At 40.3% G+C, this 15,131-nt stretch carries 16 protein-coding genes; 10 read left to right on the top strand and 6 right to left on the bottom strand.

From position 1 onward, the window contains the following. Positions 1-13 precede the first annotated feature (13 nt). Positions 14-1,228, bottom strand: coding sequence for a metallophosphoesterase family protein (locus NPA43_RS04860; RefSeq protein WP_256499437.1), 1,215 nt, complete (start codon positions 1,226-1,228; stop codon positions 14-16). Between the two features lie 171 nt (positions 1,229-1,399). Between NPA43_RS04860 and NPA43_RS04855 the strand changes: the two genes are divergently transcribed. Continuing rightward, complete coding sequence (locus tag NPA43_RS04855; protein WP_256499436.1) at positions 1,400-1,588, top strand: YhzD family protein; 189 nt, start codon at positions 1,400-1,402, stop codon at positions 1,586-1,588. A 31-nt stretch (positions 1,589-1,619) separates the two neighbouring features. Here the strand turns inward: NPA43_RS04855 and NPA43_RS04850 are convergent, their stop codons facing one another. After that, complete coding sequence (locus NPA43_RS04850; protein ID WP_256499435.1) at positions 1,620-2,378, bottom strand: enoyl-CoA hydratase; 759 nt, start codon at positions 2,376-2,378, stop codon at positions 1,620-1,622. A 572-nt stretch (positions 2,379-2,950) separates the two neighbouring features. Between NPA43_RS04850 and NPA43_RS04845 the strand changes: the two genes are divergently transcribed. Together NPA43_RS04845 and NPA43_RS04840 are read left to right on the top strand one after the other, a co-directional pair. Continuing rightward, complete coding sequence (locus NPA43_RS04845; protein WP_099728552.1) at positions 2,951-3,448, top strand: cation:proton antiporter regulatory subunit; 498 nt, start codon at positions 2,951-2,953, stop codon at positions 3,446-3,448. Between the two features lie 3 nt (positions 3,449-3,451). After that, entirely contained in the window at positions 3,452-4,675 is a 1,224-nt protein-coding gene (locus NPA43_RS04840; RefSeq protein WP_099728553.1) for a cation:proton antiporter, read from the top strand. A 228-nt stretch (positions 4,676-4,903) separates the two neighbouring features. Here the strand turns inward: NPA43_RS04840 and NPA43_RS04835 are convergent, their stop codons facing one another. Together NPA43_RS04835 and NPA43_RS04830 are read right to left on the bottom strand one after the other, a co-directional pair. Then, entirely contained in the window at positions 4,904-6,403 is a 1,500-nt protein-coding gene (locus NPA43_RS04835; protein ID WP_249705406.1) for a coproporphyrinogen III oxidase, read from the bottom strand. A 113-nt stretch (positions 6,404-6,516) separates the two neighbouring features. Then, positions 6,517-7,383 (bottom strand): Cof-type HAD-IIB family hydrolase, encoded by an 867-nt coding sequence (locus tag NPA43_RS04830; protein WP_249705405.1) that lies wholly within the window; start codon positions 7,381-7,383, stop codon positions 6,517-6,519. A 67-nt stretch (positions 7,384-7,450) separates the two neighbouring features. Here NPA43_RS04830 and NPA43_RS04825 point away from each other — a divergent pair, with 67 nt between their 5' ends. After that, positions 7,451-7,681: a hypothetical protein gene (locus NPA43_RS04825; protein ID WP_256499434.1), complete on the top strand. Its 231-nt coding sequence runs from the start codon at positions 7,451-7,453 to the stop codon at positions 7,679-7,681. 148 nt (positions 7,682-7,829) lie between these two features. On the opposite strand, the gene NPA43_RS04820 is transcribed toward NPA43_RS04825, so the two are convergent. Both NPA43_RS04820 and NPA43_RS04815 read right to left on the bottom strand, forming a co-directional pair. After that, positions 7,830-8,186 (bottom strand): YlbF/YmcA family competence regulator, encoded by a 357-nt coding sequence (locus NPA43_RS04820; RefSeq protein ID WP_008361320.1) that lies wholly within the window; start codon positions 8,184-8,186, stop codon positions 7,830-7,832. Positions 8,187-8,307: 121 nt separating this feature from the next. Continuing rightward, the gene (locus NPA43_RS04815; protein ID WP_099728799.1) at positions 8,308-9,441 is read right to left on the bottom strand and encodes a DUF445 domain-containing protein; all 1,134 of its coding nucleotides are present in this window, start codon (positions 9,439-9,441) and stop codon (positions 8,308-8,310) included. Positions 9,442-9,655: 214 nt separating this feature from the next. On the opposite strand from NPA43_RS04815, the gene NPA43_RS04810 reads away from it, so the two are divergent. From NPA43_RS04810 to NPA43_RS04785, 6 genes are all read left to right on the top strand, one after another. Next, positions 9,656-10,762, top strand: a complete 1,107-nt coding sequence (locus tag NPA43_RS04810; protein ID WP_230030968.1) for a YheC/YheD family protein — start codon at positions 9,656-9,658, stop codon at positions 10,760-10,762. Continuing rightward, positions 10,719-12,077, top strand: coding sequence for a YheC/YheD family endospore coat-associated protein (locus NPA43_RS04805; RefSeq protein WP_249705404.1), 1,359 nt, complete (start codon positions 10,719-10,721; stop codon positions 12,075-12,077). The genes NPA43_RS04810 and NPA43_RS04805 overlap by 44 nt, the downstream gene beginning before the upstream one ends. A 149-nt stretch (positions 12,078-12,226) precedes the next feature. Further along, a complete protein-coding gene (locus NPA43_RS04800; RefSeq protein WP_003211787.1) occupies positions 12,227-12,436 on the top strand; it encodes a YheE family protein in 210 nt (69 codons plus the stop codon). Positions 12,437-12,456: 20 nt separating this feature from the next. Continuing rightward, on the top strand, positions 12,457-13,332 hold the full coding sequence (locus NPA43_RS04795) for a helix-turn-helix domain-containing protein (RefSeq protein WP_230030970.1): 876 nt from the start codon (positions 12,457-12,459) through the stop codon (positions 13,330-13,332). A 139-nt stretch (positions 13,333-13,471) separates the two neighbouring features. Then, positions 13,472-14,578, top strand: a complete 1,107-nt coding sequence (locus NPA43_RS04790; protein ID WP_099728803.1) for an ABC transporter ATP-binding protein — start codon at positions 13,472-13,474, stop codon at positions 14,576-14,578. A 233-nt stretch (positions 14,579-14,811) separates the two neighbouring features. Next, positions 14,812-15,015, top strand: a complete 204-nt coding sequence (locus tag NPA43_RS04785) for an alpha/beta-type small acid-soluble spore protein (RefSeq protein ID WP_003210761.1) — start codon at positions 14,812-14,814, stop codon at positions 15,013-15,015. Positions 15,016-15,131 lie beyond the last annotated feature (116 nt).

Below are 15,131 nucleotides of genomic sequence, written 5' to 3'. Positions count from 1 at the left end.
GCCTCTCCTTTTCTCATAATTGCTTCAGCTGTTCTGTCAGCAATCTTTGTGCTTCTTCTTTTATATCCACTTCGTCCTCTTTTGTGAGAACTTTCCCTGACTTCCTATAGGTTGGGTGACGCTTGATCGGTGAGAGCAGCTCTTCATATGCCTCAAACTGTGCAATTTCTGATGTCAGTTCTTTCAAAAAGGAATCTTCTGGATAGACGACATCCTCGTTTGTTCGGCAGTCAATAGACATCACCCAAACGAACACGTCTTCATCTTCTTCTTGCTCATGAAGAACAGCCATCAGCTCCTCGAGCACCTCAAGCTGCGTGTGCTCAAAGTAAGCAGGCGCATCACCAGTCAATTCAATTTTCACAAAATGAGGAACACCCTGCGCTTTCAGTTCATTGATCTTTCTTTCTACAAGCGTCACCAAGTCCGTCATATGAACCGTTTCTGTGATGTCTATTGTCAATGTCTCAAAGATGACATCTGCACACCCAATAAACTCCGCTGTCTCAGAATCTTCGGAGAGGTGAACAAAGTAACAGCCTTTCTCTCCCGTTTCTTTTATATGTCTGCCCTGCATGTTCCCAGGGTAAATAATAAATGGGTCTTCATGGAGAAGGGCTCTCTTATGAATATGTCCAAGCGCCCAATAATCGAGATCCCGCGAAAGGAGCTGCTGAAGCTGAAATGGCGCATACGCATCATGTCCTTCTTGACCCGCTAATGTGCCGTGAAGCATGGCGATGTGATAGGCAGCATCTGTCGTTTTAACGTAATGAGATGTCATATTTTCATAGACAGCCCGCTCTTTGTAGCTAAACCCATAAATACTTGCGACAAGCTGATCCCCTCTATAAAAAGATTGCTCACTTGGCGTATGACTCGAGAAAACGTGAACATTCTCTGGCCACTCAATCGGTGTCCATTCACCGCCTAAATGATCATGGTTACCGTAAATAATAAAGACTTCAATCCCGTGTGTTTGCAGCCTTAGAAACTGCTGTCTTAAAAAAAGCTGTGCTTTCAGGCTGCGATTTGATTCATCAAATAAATCTCCGCTCAGCAGCACAAAGTCTACTGCTCGATCAATAGCGAGTTCAAACATGTTCTTGGCACTTTGAAATGTACTTTCTTTGAGCCGCTTAAATATTTGGCTTGGTATATGCGACATTCCCGCAAATGGACTGTCTAAATGAAGATCTGCGGCATGAATAAAGGTGAGCTTAGTCAAACGTCTATCTCCTTGTCCGATACTGTAGTTGTCCATATTTTATCACGCCATTTTTACGAATGCACGTTCTATCACTCTCTTTCTAAAAAACACATTTTTAAAGGCAAAAAAGAGGTTTTGTCTTATCCCTTGTTTAATTACATTAAAAAACAGAGGAAAGGAAGATGAAGAATGGAAAAAGCATACTTTTTAACCGTATTTGATCGGTCAGGTGAGACCTTATTAAATGAAAAAATCACAACAGATAGTGATGAAAAGGCGAAGGAATTAGGGCGTCATCGCTTAATCGAACAGCAATACACGAAGCATTCTCATCGGCTCGTTAATGATGCAGGCAAGCTGCTTTTATTTGAACGTTAAAAAAGCCGGCATTCGCCGGCCTCACATTCGTTTATACTCGTCTTTTTTCTAAAAAGGCCTGGATGCCTTCCTTGTGATCATGACTTTGCCTCAATCTTGCCTGTGCCGCCCGCTCCTTTTGAAGAACTGCTAACAGCTGTGATTCTGACTGCTGGAAATAGATCATCTTTGTTTCAATAAAAGCTTGAAGCGGCATGTTTATAAACGGCTTCACACACATTTTTTGATACGTATCGACCTCATCCTGAAACACGCCATCTGCGAGACGAAGCTCGAGCGCTTCTTGAGCCGACAGCTTTTGTCCCCTCCAAATCAATTGTTTGGCAGTTTGTTCACTTACTCTTTTTGTGAGGAAAAAATGTCCTCCGCCATCTGGAATTAACCCTATTCCATTAAAATTCATGGCGAGTTTTGCATCCTGATGCATAAACAAATAATCACAGCTTAGAGCAAAGCTAAAAGCAAGGCCCGCCGCTGCCCCGTGGACAAGCGCAATCGTCACTTTTTTCATTCGGGCTAGAGATAGTGTAATTCCCTCGATCAAATCCATCACACGATGAAAATCTTCTTCACGATCCTGCTTCAGCATCATTCCAATATCTCCGCCGGCCGAAAACCCTTTTCCCATTCCCTTGATTACAACGATTTTTGCACTGCTTTCCCCCGCTGTATCACATGCTTCCTTCAATTCAGCAAACATGTCAACATGAAATGAATTATAAGCTTCAGGCCTATTGAAAACGATTTCAAAAATATCCCCGTCTAACTGACAATTGATATATGTCAACATCCATTCCCCTCTTTCTTATCAGCTTATAACTTACTTCCCTTTCCATCGAATAATTCCTTTTCCTCTGAATAAAAAATTTCAAGATCAATTGATACTAAAATAAGCATAATTGTTGAAACAAGAAATATATTTTTATATAGTAAAATGAGAAAGAAAAAATGATTTGAAAGGGGGAGGATGATTGATAAGGTGTTCCATACTCATATTGGTTAGCTTCATCGTCATGTTTTCTCCCTTTTCAAATGTCGTTTTTGCTTCACAGGCAGAAGCGAGCACATCCCATTTTATTTCTCCATCCATCTATGATGAAGAAATAAACGCAGTGAAGACACCTCCATTTTCAAAAAAACATGCCTCATCTACTCTGTTAAAGCACAGATTATCAATGGTTGATCCAAAAGCTTTTCTTTTAAAGCGAGCTCCATCAACAGCATTATCCATTGATCTATGTTTTTTGGAAATGAAGTGTGCGATCCCCATTATGTGTCAATCAAATTACCTCTACTGATTCATTTTATTTCATCCGTATTCACTATATGAAAAACACAACCTATCATATTCGGAGGGATAAAATGAACATTAAAGAAAATGATCTTCCAGGGATCGGAAAGAAATTTGAAATTGAAACGAGAAATAGAGAAAAGATGACGATTGTGATTCATGATGATGGCAGACGGGAGATTTATCGCTTTGACGATGATGATCCAGAGGAAGTTCTGTCCACCATTTCTCTCGATGATGCTGAATCCCGGCAAATCGCTGCGATTATCGGCGGTATGGTGTATAAGCCGCAGGCACTTGAAACCATTGAAATGGCCTTCAATGACTTGATCATTGAATGGTTTAAGGTGGAAAAAGGCGCAAAAGCGGTTGGACATACACTCGGTGATTTAGATGTGAGACAAAATTATGAAGTAACCGTGATTGCAATCATTAAACATACAAATGAAAAATTACTCAACCCGGGCGCTGATTCGATTATTCAAGCAAATGATACGATGGTCATTTCAGGCGAAAGAAAACACTTGAAGCGATTGATACGTGATTTTCTTTCTAGAGGGGGAGAGTGATGAATGGATCATTTAGTCTTTGAAGTTGGGACGGCGCTGATTCTCATCGCCATTGCCAGCTTAATTGCCAATAAAATTAAATTCTCTATCATTCCTTTTCTCATCATTCTCGGAATGATTGTTGGTCCGCACGCTCCGACCATCGGGATCATTGATTTGAAATTTATCGAAAGCACGGAAATTATTTCGTTTTTTGGTAGAATGGGTGTCTTGTTCCTTCTTTTCTACCTTGGACTTGAGTTCTCTGTCGGAAAGCTCATAAAATCGGGCAAATCCATTGCAGTCGGCGGAACTATTTACATTTTGATCAACTTTAGCCTAGGACTGCTTTATGGTTTTATGACAGGATTTGGATTCCTCGAGGTTCTCATTATGGCAGGGGTTATCACTATTTCATCTAGTGCTATTGTTGCCAAAGTCCTTGTGGATTTGAAACGGACAGCGAACCCTGAAACAGAATTAATTCTTGGGATTATTATGTTTGAGGATATTTTCCTTGCCGTTTATTTATCCGTCGTATCAGGTCTTGTCCTTGGAGATGCCACATCTGTTGGCGGTGCCTTATTATCTATTTTAATCGCTTTTGGTTATATGATGCTTTTCTTTATCATCGCGCGTAAGCTGCCAAAACGATTAAACAAGCTTTTCGATATCCGTTCAAACGAAGTGTTCATCATTGTGATTTTCGCCGCTTTGTTCTTTGTCGCTGGTTTCTCAGAGACGATCCATGTAGCAGAGGCAATTGGTGCTCTCTTACTTGGTCTTGTTTTCTCAGAAACAGAGCATTCTGACCGCATCGAACATCTCGTTGTTCCATTTAGAGATTTCTTTGGGGCGATGTTCTTCTTCAGCTTCGGTCTGAGTATTGATCCATTTACATTAGGAGACGCCTTCTGGCTTGCGATCGGCGCTGTGATTCTCACCTTAATTGGGAACTTCACTGCCGGTATGTTCGCTGGAAGGAGAGCTGGTTTTTCTCATAAAGCCTCTTCTAATATTGGATTAACCATCGTCTCAAGAGGAGAGTTTTCAATCATCGTAGCTGAGCTTGGCATTGCAGGCGGGCTTGCCGCTACATTGAAGCCATTTGCTGCATTATATGTCTTAATCCTTGCGATTTTAGGACCCCTTGTAACGAAAGAATCTAAGCGCATCTATCACATCCTAAACAAAATTTTCAAATGGAAAACAGAAAAACCAAAAGTGAAAAAAGAAACAACCATTTAACCAAAAAGGGTCCCGAATAAAGGACCCTTTCAGCTTGTAGACAAACCCTCGTATTCGGTGTCAGTCCTGCGTTCCGGTGCTCACGAATGTCAAATTCGCTCCGCTCCGGTACTCGTCCTTCCTAGACTTCAAGGGTTTTCATATCACGCTGAAAAGAAGACAAAGGGCTAAAATAAAGATCATTTTAGCCCTTTGTCAACAATCTGAGACACTGCGTCACCGCATTGTTTAAACGTGAGAAACAAATAATGACTCAAGGAATCGAATTTTCTCTTCCGTATAGTGCTCATAGCGATCATTATACGATTTTGGATCTTTTGGATTGGCATACTGCGTAATTTTTCCTGATCGCGGATCAATAAATTTACTGGCTGCGCCGCATCCAATGCCAATGATCGTCTGGACTTCTTCCATAATGATGATATTATACAAACTTTCCTGTCCATCTAATGAATACCCGACATTTTCGAGATTCCCTAAGATGTTTTTTTGTCTATATAAATAATATGGATGATATTTATGTGCTTTCGTCCAAGCGACCGCTTCATCCATCATACGTGTGATTTCTTCACGGTCTGCCACTTGATATTTCTCCTTATTGCGCGTCATCTCAGACGCTCTTTTAAAGGAAAGTGTATGCACAGTTAAAGATTCAGGCCTTAGTTCTTCGGTCTGCTGCAAGGAGTGCTGAAATTCCTTTAGCCCTTCTCCAGGTAAACCAATGATTAAGTCCATGTTAATATTATTCATGCCGTACTGTCTTGATAAATGATACTTTTCAATCGTTTCTTCCACACTATGATGCCGGCCAATGGCTTTCAGTGTTTCATTCTCATATGATTGCGGGTTGATGCTAATCCGGTCAATATTGTAGCGGTTTAGCACCTCTAGCTTATCAGGCGAAATCGTATCAGGACGTCCTGCTTCTACAGTAATTTCTCGAATATGTTTCACATCAGGAAAAGAGCGATACATTTCTTCATACAGTAAATCCATTTCTTCCGCTGTGATACTCGTTGGCGTGCCTCCGCCAAAATAAACGGTCGTCACTTTGATCCCGTGTTCTTTTAACCATGCGCCCATTTTTTGCATCTCATAATGCAGACCGAACAGAAACGTTCCCACTCTTCCAGCTTGTCCTTTAATGGCATAAGCAGGGAACGTGCAATAAGCACATTTTGTTGGGCAAAAAGGAATGCCAATATAAATACTCACTTCCTGCTGAAGGTCATACAAATCTGGAATCGCTTGAAGCTGACGGTCGACAATCTCCTGCATCAAATCAATTTTTTCATCATGAATCAAGTAATCACGCTTTAACGCCGCATGTGCTTCTTCCTTTGTCATGCCTTCTCTTAGCATCTTGTGAAGTAATTTCGTAGGGCGTATCCCGGTGAGAATCCCCCATTTTTGTGTCATTCCTGTATGCTCCTGAAGCAGGTGTAAATAAACAGAGAGCACTGTGTTTTTGATTTGCTTCCAGCGGTCCTTATCGCTTAAGCCCTCTGGCACATCTCTTGAAAAACGACTGTTTATTTCTGATCCAGCGATATGGCCAGATGCTTCAATCATTCCTCGTTCTTCTTTCCAGCTAAACACCATCACTAAACCATCATCCAGTTCGTCTAGATCAAACAGCACTTCACTATCTTCTTCAAATAAGTTTGCTATATTGACAAGCGGGCGATGAAATCGCTCATCTGACAGCCCTTTAATTAAAATTCGCATCGTATCACCTTTATCTTCAAACTTGTTTCATTTTACAAAATTCATCTAGGAAAAGCAATGAAGGGAACAGATGAAGACCCTGTCATTTCTTGATGGACAGGGTCTTCACCGTATTATCGTTTAATATCGAATTGATGTAAAAAGCCTTCCCTTTGCTGCATTCTAAAGTATTCTTTGATCATATAAGCGACGCCCTGTTCATCGTGAGACCGTGTCACCCAATCGGCTTTACGCTTGACCGAATGAGGTGCATTTCCCATAGCGACACCTAAGCCAGCTAACTCAAGCATTGGAATGTCATCTGGCCCGTGGCCGATGACGACCGTATCTTCTAAAGTAAAACCTAGCGCTGAGCTTAAAAGAGAAAGTCCTGCTTCTTTTGATACCCCTTTGCATACGATATTCATTTTCTCATCACTGATCTTAATGAGATCGACAGATGGGAATGCTTGTTGAATGGTCTTGTAAATCTCTGGCTGAAACTCTGCGGTCGAATATACTTCAATCACTGGTGTGCTGACCGGTTCATCCATCAGCATATCACTTAACGATTCTACAAATTGAACGGGATAAAAAATCGGATCAGACGGATGGATCAACGTCTTTCCCATCAGTTGAGACTGTGTTTTTTTCCGGTTGCCGATAGAGAATTTTTCATGCAGCAAGCGGACATTACAATCAAAGCTTTCAAGAATTTGCACAAGATTAAATGTTTTTTCTTCCGTTAATTTCTTCACATGCAGCGGCTCATCAAGTTTATCAGCGATAAAAGCACCACTATGCGTCACAAGAGTTGAATTTGGAATCTTCAACGCTTTGGCGATTTTTTGTGCTGCCCGAAAATGCCGATTCGTGACAATCGTCACATAAACCCCTTTTTTCTTTACATATTCCACAGCTTCTTTTGTAGCGGAATGAATTTTTCCATTGGAACGAAGTAACGTTCCATCTATATTGAGTGCTAGTAGTTTTTTTGACACTGAGGCATCCCCCTTCTTGATGACTGTACTTAAGATGAGGATATGCCCTAGCTTGGTGCTTTAGAACATGCAGTTGAAACAACCCCTGCTTGATGAATCAACGATAAATAAAAAAAGCCTACCCCTAGGCTTTTTTTTATGTATGGTTTGGATGCGTAACAATGGGGTGATGAAGCTCCCCATGATCCCCTTATCTTTCACACACCAAAGCATTGCTTATATCAGATCCCCTTATGCTTTGCGTTTCTCCCAGAAGCGCTTCTCTCTCATTTGGCTGATCGCCGCAAATCCCAAGTGAAACGCACCCAATTGATCACGAGAGTGCTTTTTTGAAAGCACTTTCAATAAATATTATCGCAGAATTTTTGAGCTTCGACAACCTTTTTTTAAAAGATATACAGAAGAGATGTTAAATAAAAAAAGGGCGAATTTTATCGCCCTTTCAATTAATTTTCTTCTGCATTTCCATAAAGCTCTTCAAGAGGCTTCATGATAATTTTATTTAATTCACCGATGAGAACACTCACGCGTTGTTCTGCTTCCATCAACTGAGAGATTTTATCGTGCTGCTGAACAAGCGCAACCGTTTTTTGAGCTTGCTCCACTTCCTCTTGTGTAATCTCTTGACCAGTCATTTGTTTTTGTTGAAGGTTTACTTGAATGTCACGAAAGTTCTCAAACATTCTTTTAGAGGACTCATCCTCGTTTACCTCATCATAAAGGTTTCTTAAAGTTGAATATTCTTCGCTATGACGCAGTGCTTTTTCAAGGTCATATGCAACATCATAAAGATTTACAGACATGTTATGTCTCCTTTCTATCCGTTATCACCGATATGATCGGCGGACACCACTCCACTATAACAAACTATGGCTTTCGTTTCACATATATACAATGAATTCATCAAAATTTCTCTAGCTGGTCTTAGAATAGCGTGACAAAAATAGCTTGGATAGCGCCAATCGTTCCGCCTAAAAGACCGCCTAGAAAGGTAATCATCTTGAGCTCTTTACTGGAAATGCTGATCACAAGCTCTTCCATTTTTTCAAGTGGGAAAAGTTCAATTTGCTCACGAATGATTTCTTCAAATTGAAGCTTTGCGAGCAGACCCTCTAAAGCATTCGATGCCGCTTTAATCCCCTTATCAATCAGCACTGGCGCAAATTGTGTTTTGAGATCATCCGCTACAGCACTGACATAAGCTCCAACTGGTCGGTCTAACATCAGCTTTGTAGAGAAATGGGATAGCAATTGTCTTTTCACACTAAATACAAGCTCCTTCACATTCCATTTTTCATCAAGCTCATGAAGAGAAAACTGCTTTACCTTGTCCCATTCTTGAACAAGCAAATCTGATAAAAACCTTTTTGTTTCTGCATTTTTTAAAAACTTGATGATTTCAGGATGTACACGGTCAATTAAGCTTGAATTCCCAAGAAACATTTGGACCATACTGCCAAGCATTCCTCGTTCCTTTAAGAAATCATCAATCATATTGCCAAGTCTTGCTTTGCCTTCTTCACTTTCAAAGTAATGAATGCCCCTCTTTAAAATATAATCTGCTGCATCTGGAATTTTTGAAGAGATTTTATTTTCCACTTCCGAAGGGATCCATTCAGATAAAATTTGCTGATCATATTTTTCAAGCAGTGAACCGAGCTTCTGATCAGACCACTGATGGAGCCATTCATCTGCTTTTACGTCAGCCTGCGGAACGCCAAATCTTTCTAACAAGGAGAGCACTGTTATCTCCATATCAGCGCCCCTGTCAATATATTGATGGACTGTATACATGATCTCTTGCTTTGCCTCCGATGATTCAATTCGTTTTTGAATACCTTCTGGCGTAAGCAAATGCTCCATAACCATTACACCAACCTGCTTGGCTACTTCATCTCTTCTTTTAGGAATGAGCCCTGGTGTGAATGGGAGCTGTTTTCCAAATAAGTAATATGGCTTATAAGGACGAAAAAGCATTTTAATTGCAAGATGGTTTGTCGCTGCTCCTATGACTGCTCCTATAACAATCATAAAGATAAACGTTGTGAATATATTCAAAGTCGTCATCTACCTTTCAAACAACACCCGATGTTTATTGTTTTAATCTCTACGTATTATAGTTGTTGTCAAGATTCCAAGCAAATGAAGCATGCAGCGAGACATTTGATAAAGCAATCTGTCGTAATGATAAAGGAGCGCAAGGTTTCTGTAAAATCATGAAAAAGTGTTTTTCTGATGGTAAAAAATGAAATTGAAAAGAAGGTGTTTTTTAATGACGTCAACGTTAGGTATTGTGGCCCTTTCTCCGCAGCATGAAGAGGCATTCACACGTCAGCTCGCCAAAGCTGCCTCATCTTTTGATTTAGAGGTTGTTCGTTTTACACCTCTTGATTTAAAGCCTGCTTCGAATTTGATACAAGGTCAAAAATATACGAATGACAAAGGGTTTGCAGCAGCAGAATTTCAAATTCCAGACTTGATTTACGATCGATGTCTTTACCAGCATGACGCACAATCTAAACAAGCTAAACCAATCATGGAATGGCTAAAAATGTATCCAAAAACAATTTTTTTGAATACTGGAATCCCAAATAAAATGGTGCTATTTGAGCAGCTCCGTCTCCTTCCTTCTTTACAGCCATATTTACCTGTATGCTCATTATTGAAAGAGCCCTCGGACCTGCTCAATATGGTAAGGAGTGGTGGATATTGTAAAATGCAGTCACTCTCTCAACAGCAAGCAGCATCTACTTACTTCATTTCTTTAAAAGACAAAACAACATTCACTGTTCAGCTAAGTTCCGAGCAGGTCATCACATTTTCTCGTCCATCAGAAGTTGAACGCTGGTGCAAAAAGTTTGTAGGCCGATATTTTCTTCAATTTTTTAACACGAGTGATCAAAAAGATTTTTTATTCAATGAAATTAGAGTTTTTCTTATGAAAGATTCACAAAATCAATGGAATAGCATGGGGATTCACACAAAATCACCTGTGGAAAATAGCCTTTTAAGCAATGCACAAAATTCAAATCATGTGGTAGGCTTTGACCACTACTTACATTCATTGCAGCCACACATCAAAGAGCTCCTATTAGATGATATTGCATCCATTCAGTCATCTCTCCCAGCATATATAGATAAAACTTACTCTCCATGCTTTGAGTTCGCTGTAGATTTACTTCATACAAATGAAGGCAGACTTTTCATATCAAATATAAGATCAAAGCCAGGACGATCGGCTCTTATAAAGGCTTACCCTGAAAAGGAAAACCAATTGATCCAATTCATTCTTCAACATGCACAATCTATGATGTCTCAGCCGAAGGAGGCTTCTTATGAACAGAAATCGCTGCATCATCGTCCCTCATCTCACAAGTGAAAAAACAATTCATCTTCCCATCCATTTTAAACAGCAGAATGCAATCTATTCTCTTGCTTTGGGGTCTCGTTTAGTAGATGACTTCACCATTACCTACCATCAACAAACACATAAAATTTTATTATCGAAAGATCTATACATCGATTTACTGATTCCTTACCAATCAAAAGCTGATGTCATCATCGCTGACCATACACTCTTTATAGGGCCACTGATTGGCATTTTCACCGCAGGTTTTGAGCAAAGTACACAGCCATTAGGAGCAAGATCAGATTTTTTTATCAGGCTGCTGCAATCCTGCAAACAACATGCTGGTTTTGCATATGTTTTTGGTACTCATTCTATTGATTGGGAAAAAGGAATAGTAGAAGGATTGCTCTATCAAGAGGAAAGATGGGTTAAAAAACAACTCCCTCTGCCGTCAGTTGTTTATGACCGGCTTCCAAGTAGAAAGGCTGCTCAGTCGGCTTTCATTCAAGATACAAAGCGGAAACTCACTCAAGACTACGATATCCCTTGGTTCAACCCTTATTTTTTTAATAAATGGCATATACATGAGCAACTATTAACAGATAAACGAACATTGTCCTTTCTGCCACATTCCATACAATTAGATCCTGTGGACGCTATAAGTAAAATAGAAACACTCCTCCATCTGCATCATGTCATTTACTTAAAACCGACAAACGGAAGTCATGGAGACGGTATTTATCAATTAAAATCAGTGCATAACGGAATCATTGTACGTTCGAATAAAGGGAAGTCCATTTCATATGATTCAGTAGACCATTTCGTCAAACAGCTGCGAAAAGATTGCGTCATTCATGAAATTATTGCCCAACAAGGCATTGAACTTCTGCATATAGACAATCAACCGCTGGATTTCAGAGTTCATACGAATAAAAATAAGTATGGTCATTGGACAGTCACGGCAGCAGCGGCAAAAGTTTCAGGAAATCAAACAGTCACGACCCATCAGTTACACGGAGGATCGGTCAAAACACTCTATGATGTCTTTCCTGAAGAGAAGAAGCGTTTGCAGATTTTGCAACAGCTTTCTCATACTGCCATCACGCTTAGTCAGGTGATAGACGAAAATATGCCCGGCCATATTGGTGAAATTGGTTTTGACTTAGGCATTGATCACACAGGCGCAATCTGGATGTTTGAAGCCAATTCTCGCCCAGGCCGTGAGATTTTCCAGCATGCGTCCTTGAAAAAATCAGAATGGCTGATCGGGAAAAGAATTGTGGATTACACGTCTTACCTTTCACAAACAGCACTCACAACTACAGACCACGCGAACGTCTATTGATTGTTTTTGTCGCGTGTCGGTTCTGAAATCTATGCTTTTCCTATGCTCTTTTCATCAGATGAGATACAATAAAATCAAGTTCAAGGTTGTTTCCGTATTGTCGTGTTTATTTATTGTTTCATCAATAAAAGCAAGGAGGCAATGATGATATGATTTCTCATTTTCAATGGAAACCTCTCTTTAAGAAAGCACAATTGCCAGGCTGGAAAATATCCTTCTTTCACAATGGTGCGCACTATGAAGGCATCTACCACAAAACGGGTGATATTGAATGGGGCTCCCAGCTTCCGCCTCATGAAGTCGAACCAACCCTAAAAGAAGAAATCCACGAATTAATGCTATTCCATGTCTATGATTAAACTATTTAAGGAGCCTCGCCATGTTAGAAAAGTTAAAGCTTGTTTACGGACACCATATCATCAGTTCACCAACAAATGACAAACAGTTTCTTTGGTATCAAACGGACGAAGGCGAACTATTTGGAGTAGACAAAACGGCGCTTACAGCAAGAGAAACACTTCTTCTCAATTCTTTCCTTACACCAATTGATCTATCTCACACGCAGCAGACTGAGGATGAACAGAAATGGTACAGCTATCTTTTTGAAAACAAACCATTAACCGTCCACCATCCCGTCCGTGTTCATTATTTTAAAATGGACCATCAAGCAGAACAAAGACAGCAAATAAAAGAGGCTGTGAATAGCAGCCTCGAATGCACTCAATTCATATGGACAGGCGCTGATACAGCTATGCTGATTCAAACAAACGCCACGTCAGAAAATGGTCAATTAGATCAGTTAAATGATTTGTCTCAGGCCATCACAAGTGATTTTTTAACAGACTCTGTCTTTTTACAAGGACAGCTGCACTTGCCAAATGACCATTTACAGATGAGATTGTTAAATGAACATCAGCTCTTTTTGTGGCATATGCAGCGAGGCAAGCTTAGGTCAGGGGTTGCTACATTTTATCAATGTCTTCCATCTCTCATTCGTTATGATGCCTATGTGGTTTCTGACGCTATTTCTGATGTCTTTAAAGAAACGGTCTTTGATCGGGATGTTTACCGAACCCTTATGACCTATATGGAATGTAATTTAAATGCATCGCAGGCAGCAAAAGCTTTATATGTTCACCGAAACAGCCTTCAATATCGGATCGATAAATTTATTGAGCGCACAGGTCTAGATATACGACATTTTTCAGAAGCATCGGCTGCTTACCTTATGATGAGTCTTCTCGACCTTTCATAAATAACGGAGGACGTGAGCATCCTGCCCAAAAATGAAAATAAGATGTTGTGCACGTTGTCCATTTACAGACTCTTGCCCATTCTATACACTTTACTTATAAGTAAAGCGCTTTCAAAAGGAGACTGGGAGGCTATCATCTATGGCTGAAATGATGCTCAATCAAATTTATAAAGTGTACGATAACAAGGTAACAGCAGTAGACAACTTTAATCTACATATACAGGATAAAGAATTTATTGTGTTTGTTGGTCCATCGGGCTGCGGAAAATCAACAACACTTCGCATGATTGCAGGTCTTGAAGAAATTTCACAAGGGGACTTTCTGTTAGACGGAAAACGGATGAATGACGTAGCGCCAAAAGACCGGGATATTGCGATGGTTTTCCAAAACTATGCATTATATCCTCACATGAATGTGTACGATAATATGGCTTTTGGATTAAAGCTGCGGAAGTTTCCTAAATCTGAAATTGATGAGCGGGTTCGAAATGCGGCTAAAATATTAGGACTTGAACAATATTTAGACAGAAAACCAAAAGCACTGTCTGGCGGTCAAAGACAGCGTGTTGCACTTGGCCGAGCGATTGTGCGCGATGCAAAAGTCTTTCTTTTAGATGAGCCGCTCTCAAATTTAGATGCAAAACTCCGTGTTCAGATGCGTGCTGAAATTTCTAAACTTCACCAGCGCCTGCAAACGACATTTATCTATGTCACACATGATCAGACCGAAGCCATGACAATGGCTACTCGCCTTGTTGTGATGAAAGATGGCTTTATTCAGCAGGTGGGCGCGCCGAAGGATGTGTATGAGAACCCAGAGAATGTGTTTGTAGGCGGATTCATTGGCTCTCCTGCGATGAACTTTTTTACAGGAAAACTTTCTGACGGCGCCATCGCAGTTGGAAAAACGCACATTCGTGTACCCGAAGGAAAGATGAAGGTATTACGTAGTCAAGGCTATATCGGAAAGGATGTCATTCTTGGCATAAGGCCAGAAGACTTCCATGATGAGCCTGTGTTTATAGAGGCATCTGAAGGAACAAAAATTGATGCAAACGTAGAAGTGGCCGAATTAATGGGAGCAGAAACAATGCTTTATTCTTCTCTCGATGGTCAATCGTTTATTGCACGTGTTGATTCTCGTACGGATATTCAGGCAGGTCAATCTATACCGCTTGCCATTGATATGAATAAAGCGCACTTCTTCGATATTGATACTGAGCTGCGCATTCGCTCAGCTGAATAAGGAGAAATCCTTAAGCACCATCACTCACTATTGGGTGATGGTTTTTGTATGTCGACACAACATTTACCATGTTCTTTTTTCGTATGTTTTCTTCACAAATAACCATAATACATAGTACAAAGCAGTTACTGCATTGGGTTTCGCCAAGTGGCAAATGACTTGATCATTTCGCTGGTGCGATTCCAGCAAACCCAACCAAAAAACAAATCATATATATAAAGGAGATTCACATCATGGCAAATTCTAATAGTTCAAATCAATTACTAGTTCCAGGAGCAGAGCAAGCAATCGATCAAATGAAATACGAAATCGCTTCTGAATTTGGTGTAAACCTTGGAGCAGAAACGACAGCTCGTGCAAACGGTTCAGTTGGTGGAGAAATCACAAAACGTCTTGTATCTTACGCTCAACAACACATGGGTGGAACAAAAGCTTAATTTCATATCTGGATCATAGAAGGCACCTCTTATGGTGTCTTCTTTTTTTGCTTTTATCCCTCACCAATTCCCTTTCCAGCTCATATCATGTAGTAGAAAGGAGCGGATCTTCATGG

Origin of the sequence: Bacillus pumilus (genome assembly GCF_024498355.1) — a bacterium.
Classification (GTDB): Bacteria; Bacillota; Bacilli; order Bacillales; family Bacillaceae; genus Bacillus; species Bacillus pumilus_P.
This window is presented reverse-complemented; position numbering and strand designations above follow the sequence as displayed.

Excerpts from the sequence above, each read along its gene's own strand:
- NPA43_RS04855 (WP_256499436.1), top strand. The coding sequence starts at position 1,400 with ATGGAAAAAGCATACTTTTTAACCGTATTTGATCGGTCAGGTGAGACC.
- NPA43_RS04850 (WP_256499435.1), bottom strand. The coding sequence starts at position 2,378 with ATGTTGACATATATCAATTGTCAGTTAGACGGGGATATTTTTGAAATC.
- NPA43_RS04845 (WP_099728552.1), top strand. The coding sequence starts at position 2,951 with ATGAACATTAAAGAAAATGATCTTCCAGGGATCGGAAAGAAATTTGAA.
- NPA43_RS04840 (WP_099728553.1), top strand. The coding sequence starts at position 3,452 with ATGGATCATTTAGTCTTTGAAGTTGGGACGGCGCTGATTCTCATCGCC.
- NPA43_RS04835 (WP_249705406.1), bottom strand. The coding sequence starts at position 6,403 with ATGCGAATTTTAATTAAAGGGCTGTCAGATGAGCGATTTCATCGCCCG.
- NPA43_RS04825 (WP_256499434.1), top strand. The coding sequence starts at position 7,451 with ATGCAGTTGAAACAACCCCTGCTTGATGAATCAACGATAAATAAAAAA.
- NPA43_RS04820 (WP_008361320.1), bottom strand. The coding sequence starts at position 8,186 with ATGTCTGTAAATCTTTATGATGTTGCATATGACCTTGAAAAAGCACTG.
- NPA43_RS04810 (WP_230030968.1), top strand. The coding sequence starts at position 9,656 with ATGACGTCAACGTTAGGTATTGTGGCCCTTTCTCCGCAGCATGAAGAG.
- NPA43_RS04805 (WP_249705404.1), top strand. The coding sequence starts at position 10,719 with ATGAACAGAAATCGCTGCATCATCGTCCCTCATCTCACAAGTGAAAAA.
- NPA43_RS04800 (WP_003211787.1), top strand. The coding sequence starts at position 12,227 with ATGATTTCTCATTTTCAATGGAAACCTCTCTTTAAGAAAGCACAATTG.
- NPA43_RS04795 (WP_230030970.1), top strand. The coding sequence starts at position 12,457 with ATGTTAGAAAAGTTAAAGCTTGTTTACGGACACCATATCATCAGTTCA.
- NPA43_RS04790 (WP_099728803.1), top strand. The coding sequence starts at position 13,472 with ATGGCTGAAATGATGCTCAATCAAATTTATAAAGTGTACGATAACAAG.
- NPA43_RS04785 (WP_003210761.1), top strand. The coding sequence starts at position 14,812 with ATGGCAAATTCTAATAGTTCAAATCAATTACTAGTTCCAGGAGCAGAG.